Raw genomic sequence first — 11,049 nt, forward strand, 5'->3', positions numbered from 1 at the left:
CTACTATTGCAAAGAGTTTGTTATAGATTATTTCCCATATTTGATGTGGTAAAATTCAAAACTACTCTTTAGTTATAATTTACTTCCTTTCTTAAAATACTAAATTTAATAGTAGAGCCTATTAAAACTAAATATTATTAATTTTCTAAATTTCAGAACTAATATTTTAACATTGGAACACATATAAAATATAAATTCACAATATATATAAAGCAATTACTTCAGGATTATTTTTTTGTAAAACTGTGAGCTACCCCATCTCTTATAAAAGAATTTCACCTATTTCTTACAAAAAAAGGAACTCAAATTGAGTTCCTTTTTTTTTATAAGTGAAGCGAATTTTGGATATATTGCAAATTAGGGACGTGGTAGCGCTGATTCTCCATACGCACATATTTAAATACAGTTGGGTGCTTTAAAGAGTCCTGTATATCTTCGTTTTCATCTACGACTTCAGAAATACGCAGACGAACTGAAACTGGCATCGATTTACATATGAGTGCAAAACGTTGGCTGATATCTTCACTTTCAATAACTAATGCCACCGCTCGCGAATCAATTTCATTATGTACTGTATAGACTGGAAGTTTTACATCATGCCATTCAATATGCTTGATACCATTTTTAACGTCCATAGCTGATAACACTATGTTTTGTGGTAATAGCATCGGCACTTGCTGATCACATTCAATAATATATGCATCAATAAAACCAGTTGAAACAGTAATTAAATGTTGAAGTTCTTGCTGATCCATTTCATTAATTAAAGATGTACTGATATGACTATTCATTAGGCAAGTTCCTCTTCACGTGTCGTGAAAAAAGCATCAATATTGTGAAGTAAGTCTTCTTCTTGGAAAGGTTTACCCATGTATTGGTTAACCCCTAAAGTAAATGCTCGTTCACGGTGTTTTTCGCCAGTTCTAGATGTAATCATAATGACTGGCATATCTTGATGTAGATCATGATGTCGTACGAGGTTAAGTACTTCAAAGCCATCCATTCGCGGCATTTCGATATCAAGTAGCATCAGATCTGGTTTAATATTTTCCAACTGCTCAATTGCATCAATACCATCTTTAGCAGTGACTACGTCATAGCCCTGACGTTCGAGTAAACGAGTCGTTACCTTACGGACTGTGACAGAGTCATCCACAATCATAATGAGACGGCGTTCATCAGACTCACGTTGTCTATAGATAGCTTCATTAAGCTGCTTATGTCGGCGGGTAGATTGAATTTGGCGAGCAATATTTTGTCCATCTAAAATTAGACAAACTTGACCATCACCTAAAATAGTTGCGCCTGCAATCGCACCAATACTAGAGAACTGCTGCCCGATTGGCTTGACCACAATCTGCGCACGTGAACCAATAAGCTGATCAACCAATAATGCAATTGTTTGTCCATTATTGGTCTTAATCATTAATACTGGTAATGAATACATCATCCCGCTTAAACGTGGAATTGGTTGATTACCAACAAACTCAGATAAATAACGTAATGGATAGCGTTTATTTTCAAATTCAAAGAATTCTTGTGCGCTTCCAAAATACTGTTCTAATGATGTTGGTGAAACTCGAACAATTCGATCAATTTGAGCCAATGGAATTGCAAATTGTTGATCAGCCACTTTAACCATTAAGGCATCACTAACAGCTACTGTGGTTGGAACGCGTATTGTAAAGATTGTTCCTTGCCCATACACAGAGTCCACACTCACATGTCCGCCCAAAGCTTTAATATCACTTTGTACAACATCTAGTCCTACACCACGACCTGAAATCTGAGTGACTTGATCGGCTGTACTTAACCCTGGATGGAAAATCAACTGTAAAATATCTTGATGTTCTAATACTTGTTCAGGATTAATCAAACCAGACAATAGGGCCTTTTGACGGACCTTCTCGATATCAATACCTCGGCCATCATCTTTAAATGTAACAACAACATCCGTACCTTGACGATGAATATTCAGTTCAATACGTCCAGTTTCTGGTTTTCGCGCTTGTTCACGTTGCACACGATCTTCTAAACCATGGTCAATCGCATTTCGAAGCATGTGCTCAAGTGGTGTAACCAAACGTTCTAGCATTGTCCTGTCTAATTCACCTTCGGTATTATTAACAAAAAGCTCTGCTGGTCGATCCAATGCAGTAGAAGTCTGCCTCACAATTCTTTGTAAACGAGGTAGCAATCGAGAAAATGGTACTAATCGTGTTCGCATTAGGCCTTCTTGAATTTCGGCCTGAATACGTGATTGCTGTACCAGCAAACTTTCGGTGTCTCTGATTTTTTCGGATAATGTATTTTTAAAATCCACTAAATCTGATGCAGATTCGGCAAGTGATTTCGATAATTGATTCAATGAAGAATATTGGTCCATCTCTAGAGGATCAAATTCTGTATAACGAGAGTGCTCAATACCGTGTTTTGCAATAATCTGACTTTCTAATTCGCCTTCCATTCGACGTAACTGGTCTGCTAGTCGTTGAATGGCTAATTCCATTTCGACTAACGTATGACCAAATTGACTGAGATCCATTTCAATTCGTGAACGGTTAATCGAATTTTCACCAGACAAATCAATCATTTTCTCAATTAAATCTGCCGAAACCCGGATCATCTCATTATTTTGTTCAAGATGTCGCGTTTGTTCCCATGCCCCCATCATTGGCGGTGGTTCTGCCCCATCACCTTGCACAAAGCTCATTACAGGTTCAGTGCTAAATAGATCAGTTCTGGTCAACTTACTTGGAATTTGTATTGCAGTTTCAATAAACTGAATATTTTCTAAACTTTGTTGTAAACCATCGAAATGTTGATAATTTTGCTTGAAAATTGCCTCTTTTAACCAAACAATCGCACTCTCTAGCAAGTTGTCATAAATATTTGAGCTAAAATGATAAAGCGCAAATTTTTCAAAAGCGTTTTCAAGTTGATAAGCAATCGCTTGTACGGTTTCAAGTCCCACCATACGGGAACCACCCTTCAAGCTGTGCACAGCCCTTTGTAGCTGAAGCAAGATACTACGATTGGTACGCTGCTCAAACCACTGCCTTAATAGGTGATCGGCCATCTCTAACAGCTCGGCCGCTTCCTCCATAAATGTCTGCTCGACAACAGAGTCAATATCCTGATCTTGGATACTGTCTGTATAGCCTTCTGCATCAAAAACTTGTAATTCTGTGTACTCAACAAGTCTATTATTAGACTCAACAATCTGCTCAAAATTAGACGTTAACTCATCGAGATTTAACGCAGTATTGTGTATAGCTTCTTGTTGTAATACTTCAAAATTTGATTCCGGTATAACATCTGTTTCAGACTCTGCTTGCATCTCTTTAGCAGCAGATCCGAGTGAATTATATACCTTACCTGCATTCTTAAGCGCTTTAATAGTATGAGAAGCAGCATAATCTAGGTGCTGTTCACGTACTATTTGTAGGCGATCAGCTAAATCATCTTGAACCAAACGGATAAAATCGATGAGAGCAGATGAAATAATTAACTGTCTTTGAATTAGACGCTCATAAATACTTTCTAACTCATGTGCAATTAAACCAATATAATTTGCCTGAATCATATTTGCCCCACCTTTTAAGGTATGCAAATAGCGCATCAGATTATTAAGAGCAGCAAAGTTCTCTTGATCATTAACCCAAATATTAAGATCTGTATCCATTCCTTCAAGCAACTCATCGGCTTCTTCAAGAAAAATATCTAACAGTTCTGGATCAAAATAACGGTTTACGTGCTCAGTAGACATGAACTGGCGATCTAAATGCACACTCTGACTCATGACTACATGATCAGTTAGTATACTTTCGATAGATGCTGAAGATTCATTTGCTGTTTGTTCTACATCAGCACTAAATAGCGACTCAACAACTTCCTGATGACTTTCTAATGGTTCAGAATTAAGGCTTGGAATATATTGGGTATATAGTTTTAGCTCTTCCAAAACATTTTGGTGTTGTTCAATAATACTAACTCTTTGACCCGCAGCTAATGCATCAAATAACTGAATTAATTGTTGATGTGCTTTCTGATAAATTTCAAAAACATAATCTGATTGCAATAAATCAGGTCGATCAAGCAATACGTCATAGCTATCTTTCAGCTGGTTCGTATATTCATATAAACCAACCATGGCCTGCGACTGAGTATGTTGCAATAACAAATCAGCTTGTTCACTTAAACGTTCAATATAATGAGGAAACTCAGAACGAATTCCTTTCTCAAAATCTAACTCTGCATCAAGTAATTCTGAAACATCGAGCTGTAACAGCTGAGATACTAAACCATGTGGAGGCGTGAGCGGGCTCGCATGCTCCCCATGTTGTTCCATATAAGCATCCCAAACCTGATTGAACTGTTTCAGGTTAGAGTCTAATTGCTCATTAGAGCATTGCGCAGCCAATAGATCTAAACAATTTCGAATAAATTGACGGTAATCACGGAGTAGTAAAATTTCTTCTGAATGAGAAGATAGCTCTTCTTGTAATAGGATTTTAAATAAATGCTCAACTTTAGTACTAGCATCAAAAATTGCTTCTACCTGAGCCATTGCTGAGCTGCCGCGCAACGTATGTAATGCACGGATTAATGCATTGTAACTCTCATGCTGATGTATTTCTTGTTCTAAGAACTGATCGATGGTCGCTAAGTGCTCCTCCGCTTCTTCCATAAATAAAACTAAGGTTTCAGCAAGGTTATGTTCACTTTCTATGGCAGTTTCTAGAATTAAATTATCTGATTCCGGTCCTAAATCATCCACCTCTAAACCAGTCTTAGTTTCCTCAGTGAGAGTATCCGACAATAATAAAAGTTCTTCTAAAGCAGGCTCTAGACTTTGCTGCTGTTGTAATTGTTGTCCCAATAAAATAAGAGGTCTAAAATCTACTACATGTTCCTTTTTAGATTTAAAGTCATCTACTAATTTAAAGAAATAGAACTTAAATACCAACTGAACATATTGTTGGATGTTAGGAGTTAATGTGAGACTCTCATTGATTACCCGATTAAGCGTATCTTCTACAGTCCAAGCAAGCTCAGCAGAGGATTTCGCTGCAATCATTCGCCCCGAACCTTTCAAGGTATGAAAATGGCGACGGATTTCAGTCAGCGTAGCAACATTTTTAGATTGCATCCATTCATGAATCAAAGATTGCAATTCAACAAAAATTTCTTCAATTTCTTCAACGAAGATATCAAGAAATTCAGCATCTTGTTGAGAATAGCTATCTTCCGGTAGCATCATTGCTTCAGTTAAAGTTTTTAATATTTCTTTCATAGCAAAGGCTTCTTTTGCTTGTCCCCTAAATGGAGAAAAACGACAGAGTCAACACCAGATAAATAGCTGTGTCCCCAATATTTATCTGGTGTTGTTAATACTTTTTAGAAGAATAGCTAGTATAGAAACAGCTATCCTCGTCCCCAATTTAATCAGGTAATTTAAAGTCGGTTACCGATTCACGTAATGACTCTGCCATATTTGCTAATTCAGAAACAGAACGCGCTGTATCGAATGTTGCAGTTGTCGTTTGCGAAGTAATTTCTTGTACGACTGTCATGGTTGTCGCAATGTGACTCGCAGATGCAGACTGAAGTTTTGCTGCATCAGAAATGTTGGCCATCAAGTTTGCCAAGTCACCAGATACTTTTTGAATCTCGTCCAAGGCAATACCTGCATCTTTTGCCAAGTTCGCTCCGCGCACAACCTCAGTGGTTGTTTGTTCCATTGAAATAACAGCTTCATTCGTATCGGTCTGAATTGTTTTAACCAGAGTTTCGATCTGTTTAGTTGCCGATGCAGAACGTTCTGCAAGACGCTGTACTTCGTCTGCAACCACGGCAAAACCACGCCCTGCTTCACCTGCCATAGATGCTTGAATTGCTGCATTTAATGCAAGAATGTTTGTTTGGTCCGCAATGTCATTAATTAACGATACGATGTTACCAATTTCTTGTGAAGACTCACCCAAACGTTTAATACGTTTAGAGGTTTCCTGAATCTGTTCACGAATCGTGTCCATACCTTCAATTGAACGGTTTACTACTTGTGCTCCATTAGAAGCAATTTGTACCGAACGTTCTGCTACTTCGGTAGATTCAGATGCATTTGAAGATACTTGGTCAATTGATTGCGCCATTTCATTCATTGCGGTTGATGCGCCAGCAATTTCTTGTGCCTGATGCTCTGATGCTTCTGCCAACTGGTTAGTAATATTTTGTGTATCATGCGTATAGCGGGCAACTTCCTGAGAAGTTTCATGAATTCGGGATACAAGATCACGTAATTGGTCAATCGCGAAGTTAATCGAGTCGGCAATCGCTCCTGTAAAGTCCTCAGATACCGTTGCATATGAACGCAAGTCACCATCTGCCAAGTCGGCAATTTCATCTAGTAAACGTAAAATCGCGTTTTGGTTACGGTCATATTCTTCTTGTAAGGTAGCTACACGTTGTTTATCCGCCTTACTACGAAGTGATAAAAGCTTTAAGACTGAGCTAATTAAACCAATAAGTGATAATGTAAGAAGCGCAACTAAAACAAAGGCTTTCCAACCATACTGTGTTTGCTTAGAAAGATCACCCAATACAGATAACATTTCATCAGATTCCGAGAAGATCTCACCTGATGATTGACGTACGTTTACAATCTGATCTGTATGTTTAAGAACTGATGCCGCTGCAGATTTTAAAACTTGATCATATTCAGATTTAATACCTTCCAAAGATTCACGTACTTCTGGAGACTCAACTCTAGCAACACCCAATTCAGCATTTCCGTTTAGCTGTGCATTTAAATACACACCGAAGGTCTCAATATCGACACCAAAGTCATGTGCTGAGGTCTGAGAATTTTCTGAACCAACTAAAACGGTGTTAATAGAACGTAAAATACGTTCTGCAATAAATACTTGGTTCTTAGCAATAATCACCTGACTACTCGGTGCTTTTTCGCGAACCATCTTATCGACCATCAAGTTATATTCAGCCTGAATCTCTGGAATAGAGTCACTAATCGAGATATTCATGTTGTATAACTGATTAATTACGTCCTGATGTGACGAGATCAAGTTAATGTCATACGACAAAGCTTTCCACAGAACCGCAACCTTTTTGTATTCTTTTGAAGATGTACCATGAATATTTTCAACATCTTTGATATTTTCTGCAAAAAGTTTATTTGATTCGGCCAAGTCTTTCATGGCTTTAGGTGATCCTGAAGCCGTTGCTTCAGTAGCCTGTCTAGAAATAGTTTGTGACAATAAGCGCAACTCACCCAAACTACGTGTTAATTCGTTATGTCGAGGTACGCTATAAAATAAATAAGCGAGCGAAGTTAAAGCAAATAATAAACATAACAACGCTACATAAAGGATAGGCTTGGACTTTTCACTTTCCCCAAATAAACTGGCGTATTGCTCAATTCCCGACTGGATTTTTGCAATAAAATTGAGACCCGATTTTTCGGACGCAACACGATTGCCGCCTTTCTTTTTAAGCTTAAAGCCCATAGCTTCTCCCCAGAAAATACTCTGTTTTTCACAGCGTAAAAATTAGTTTATAAATTTTGTCGATGCATTCATGTAGTGTGGGTTTTGCAATAAACGACTAAATAAAAAGACATGCCAATGCTGGTTATGTTGGTGAAAATAACCTTGGCAATAATCTTTTAGATTTTCCTCTAAGTCTAAGCTTTGAGAAAAAAAACTTTTTTTATTAAAGTGCTGAATCCCCAAGACCTGATCCACAACCAACCCCACATACTGGTCGTGATGGCTAATACATAACACTTTTTGGGCAGACGAAAATGTACTTCGTTGCCCTGAAATAAAATGAGCCAAATCAGAAACCGAAAGTAACCGTCCCCGAATGTTCGCCAAACCTTTCACCCAACTTTGAGCATTTGGAACTGGCGTATATTTCGGTGGATAGATAACTTCTGACACTTCCCCAAGTGGTGCGACGAAGTATTGCCCTCTCATTTCAAAAGCAATTCCTGACCATCGCTGTGCTTCATTTTGAACTGAAGCGTAATTCTTATTACCCCGTTTAGACAAACGAAGTAACTCGATAAATCCATTCGCTGCCATACTCGATCCTATAAAACGGGCATATAACCCCGTTATTTATGTTTTTATGGATGGATGAGTTACTTTAGAAATTGTTTAATTACATCAATCAATTGCTTTTCTTCGATAGGTTTAATCAGATAGTCGATTGCACCTTGACGCTTGCCCCATACTCGGTCAGTTGCCTGATCTTTAGTACTCACGATTACCACAGGAATATGCTTAGTGTCTTCATCACGGGTAATCTGGCGTGTTGCCTGAAAACCATTTACACCTGGCATGACAACATCCATTAACACTAAGTCAGGCTGTTCTGCTTTTGCCAAAGTTACACCATCTGCACCATTAGATGCTTCAAGTACGTCATAACCATGCTTGGTTAGAATTTCTTTAAAACGAAAAGTTTCTGTTGGTGAATCATCAACAATGAGAATACGTGTCATTTCTTTGCCCTTAAATTACTTAATTATGAACTTACGTGATTACGAATCGCGTTTAACAATTCATCTTTGCTAAAAGGTTTCGTCAAGTATTCATCTGAACCTACCACACGCCCTTTTGCCTGATCAAATAAACCATCTTTACTAGAGAGCATGATAACGGGAATGTTCTGATAATTTTGAGAGTTTTTAATCAAAGCGCAAGTTTGATAACCATCTAAACGAGGCATCATGATATCGACAAAAACAATATCTGGATTTGCTTCTGCAATTTTGGACAAAGCTTCAAATCCATCCACCGCAGTAATCACTTCACAGCCTTCTCGCTGTAATAAAGTTTCGGCTGTACGGCGAATGGTTTTTGAGTCATCAATTACCATTACTTTCAGATTTTGGAATGCATCTTCCATTTAATCTTCCATCCCCAATAAATATAAAATATAAATGCAATTTAACTTAAATTTGTTTTTACGCATTTATAAGCATTTTTAACATATCTCACGGTCTATTTTCAATGAGGCATTTTTGTCTACTTTCTCATTTATAAACAATAACTTTTAACCTCATCACACTTTAATTGAAATTATCATTTTTTTTATAATGACTATATTTTTATTCAGCTAAATAATAACTAATATAATAAAGATTAATTATTTAAAAATAAGCGATTTAGCTTTCTTTTCTGGGGATTTTCAATGAATGATTGGATGAAATATGCCTTTTATAGGAACTGCTTGTCTGTATCTATAGGCATTATTTCCTTCGGTTCACTCTTTTTCTGGGCTTCCACCCTTGCTATAGCCGATACTTCTAAAGTGGTCTGGTATCGTTATTATGATCAACAGGGTACGGCCAATATCAGTACATCAGTCACACCTGCTCATATTCGTTATGGTTATGAAGTTCTAGATCAAAATATGCAAGTGATTAAAAGAAACCATTCTTATAATGCGCAGGCTGATTTAAATCAATCAAGTCAAAGAGCATTATCAGCACGACATAGAGAACTAGATATCAAATTAAAAAAAGCCTATAGCAATAGTAAGACAGCCACGATTAAAAGAGATCAAGCATTACTTGCTATAAAGAAGCAAATTAACTATCAACAGGAACAACTCGACCAGTTACAAGAAGACAAAATTTTATTTAAACGTCAAGAAATGGAATATTTCAGAAAGAGAGAAGTTATTCCTGAGCACCATAAGACGTTGATTGAAAACAATCTAAATAATATTTACAGGGTTAAACAAACACTTGAAACACTTTCCAAGACCTACAACCGTACCAACAGCGAGTATGAAAATATTATCGAACGTTTAAAAAAGCTTGAATAACTGTAAAGGTTTATCAAGAATAGGGGCAAAATAAAATTTGAATTATAGGATGATGCTATATGCACAAAATGCATCTCACCCCTTCCACTATTTTTAAACTGAGTATTATTAGTTTATGTTTGATTTTAGCTGCATGTAATCAGCAAGAAACAACTAAAACAACGGCACCAGCTCCAGCAAAAATTGAACTCATTCCTCAAGACCTGATTGCAGTTAAAGAGGGAGCGCTTGACTCTCAAACTGCTTTTACAGGAACGATTCGTGCAGTTCAGCAAAGTTCAATTCAGGCTCAAGTGAGCGCCACGGCGACCACTGTAACTACAAATGTTGGCCAAAAGGTACAAAAAGGCCAAGTTTTAGTGAGATTGAATAATCAGGACAATGTTGCACGATTAGCCCAAGCGCGCGCCAACCTTGCATCAGCTCAATCACAAGCGGAACTTGCACGCAACTTAATGCACCGAAAGCAAAGACTGTTTAATCAAGGGTTTATTGCTCGTGTCGAGTTTGAACAGAGTCAGGTTGACTACAAAGGCCAACTTGAAAATGTAAAAGCTCAACAAGCGAATGTTGATATTGCTCGAAAGGCTGATCAAGACGGAATTATTACCAGTCCAATTTCAGGTGTGATTACTAAACGACAAGTAGAACCTGGTCAGACTGTATCGGTTGGACAAACGCTATTTGAAATCGTAAATCCAGACCAACTTGAAATACAGGCCAAGTTACCAATTGAGCAACAGTCTGCTCTTAAAGTAGGTAACAGTATTCAATATCAGATTCAGGGAAATTCTAAACAATTAAACGCAACGCTTACTCGTATTTCACCTGTTGCAGATCAAGACAGTCGACAAATCGAATTTTTTGCAGTTCCTAAAGAAAAAATTGATTCGTTAAGCATAGGGGCTTTCATTAATGGAAATATTCTTCGTAGTGATACCAATCAAGGCCAAACGATTCCTTTAGACAGCATTCAAAATATGCAACATGATCCTTTTGTATGGGTGGTACGTAATCACACCATCCAAAAAGTTAAAATTCGAGTGATTGAACAGCGCTATAACGACAATATTGCTTTGGTTAGTGGTTTGCAAAGCACAGATCTGGTGAGCCGTATTCAATTTGAAGATTCCGACATTAATAAAAAAGTGACGGTTACAAACGACAAAAATAAATAAGGTAGCAAATAGC

General features: G+C 37.5%; 8 protein-coding genes. 2 read left to right on the forward strand and 6 right to left on the reverse strand.

From position 1 onward, the window contains the following. Nucleotides 1–323: 323 nt before the first annotated feature. The 6 genes from ACPF64_RS00770 to pilG form a co-directional block, all read right to left on the reverse strand. On the reverse strand, nucleotides 324–791 hold the full coding sequence (locus tag ACPF64_RS00770) for a hypothetical protein (RefSeq protein WP_426455185.1): 468 nt from the start codon (nucleotides 789–791) through the stop codon (nucleotides 324–326). Next, on the reverse strand, nucleotides 791–5,296 hold the full coding sequence (locus ACPF64_RS00775) for an Hpt domain-containing protein (protein WP_426455187.1): 4,506 nt from the start codon (nucleotides 5,294–5,296) through the stop codon (nucleotides 791–793). The genes ACPF64_RS00770 and ACPF64_RS00775 overlap by 1 nt, the downstream gene beginning before the upstream one ends. A 148-nt stretch (nucleotides 5,297–5,444) precedes the next feature. Beyond that, the gene (locus ACPF64_RS00780; protein WP_426455189.1) at nucleotides 5,445–7,526 is read right to left on the reverse strand and encodes a methyl-accepting chemotaxis protein; all 2,082 of its coding nucleotides are present in this window, start codon (nucleotides 7,524–7,526) and stop codon (nucleotides 5,445–5,447) included. A 42-nt stretch (nucleotides 7,527–7,568) separates the two neighbouring features. Then, nucleotides 7,569–8,105, reverse strand: coding sequence for a chemotaxis protein CheW (locus ACPF64_RS00785; RefSeq protein ID WP_005309806.1), 537 nt, complete (start codon nucleotides 8,103–8,105; stop codon nucleotides 7,569–7,571). Nucleotides 8,106–8,164: 59 nt separating this feature from the next. Beyond that, nucleotides 8,165–8,527: a response regulator gene (locus ACPF64_RS00790; RefSeq protein WP_005036319.1), complete on the reverse strand. Its 363-nt coding sequence runs from the start codon at nucleotides 8,525–8,527 to the stop codon at nucleotides 8,165–8,167. 23 nt (nucleotides 8,528–8,550) lie between these two features. Further along, nucleotides 8,551–8,934: a twitching motility response regulator PilG gene (gene pilG / locus ACPF64_RS00795; protein WP_000389061.1), complete on the reverse strand. Its 384-nt coding sequence runs from the start codon at nucleotides 8,932–8,934 to the stop codon at nucleotides 8,551–8,553. 285 nt (nucleotides 8,935–9,219) lie between these two features. Between pilG and ACPF64_RS00800 the strand changes: the two genes are divergently transcribed. After that, on the forward strand, nucleotides 9,220–9,858 hold the full coding sequence (locus tag ACPF64_RS00800) for a hypothetical protein (RefSeq protein ID WP_045435428.1): 639 nt from the start codon (nucleotides 9,220–9,222) through the stop codon (nucleotides 9,856–9,858). Between the two features lie 68 nt (nucleotides 9,859–9,926). Next, entirely contained in the window at nucleotides 9,927–11,036 is a 1,110-nt protein-coding gene (locus ACPF64_RS00805; RefSeq protein ID WP_426456174.1) for an efflux RND transporter periplasmic adaptor subunit, read from the forward strand. Nucleotides 11,037–11,049: the final 13 nt, after the last annotated feature.

The organism is Acinetobacter sp. KB005 (assembly GCF_049949095.1).
Taxonomy (GTDB): domain Bacteria; phylum Pseudomonadota; class Gammaproteobacteria; order Pseudomonadales; family Moraxellaceae; genus Acinetobacter; species Acinetobacter calcoaceticus.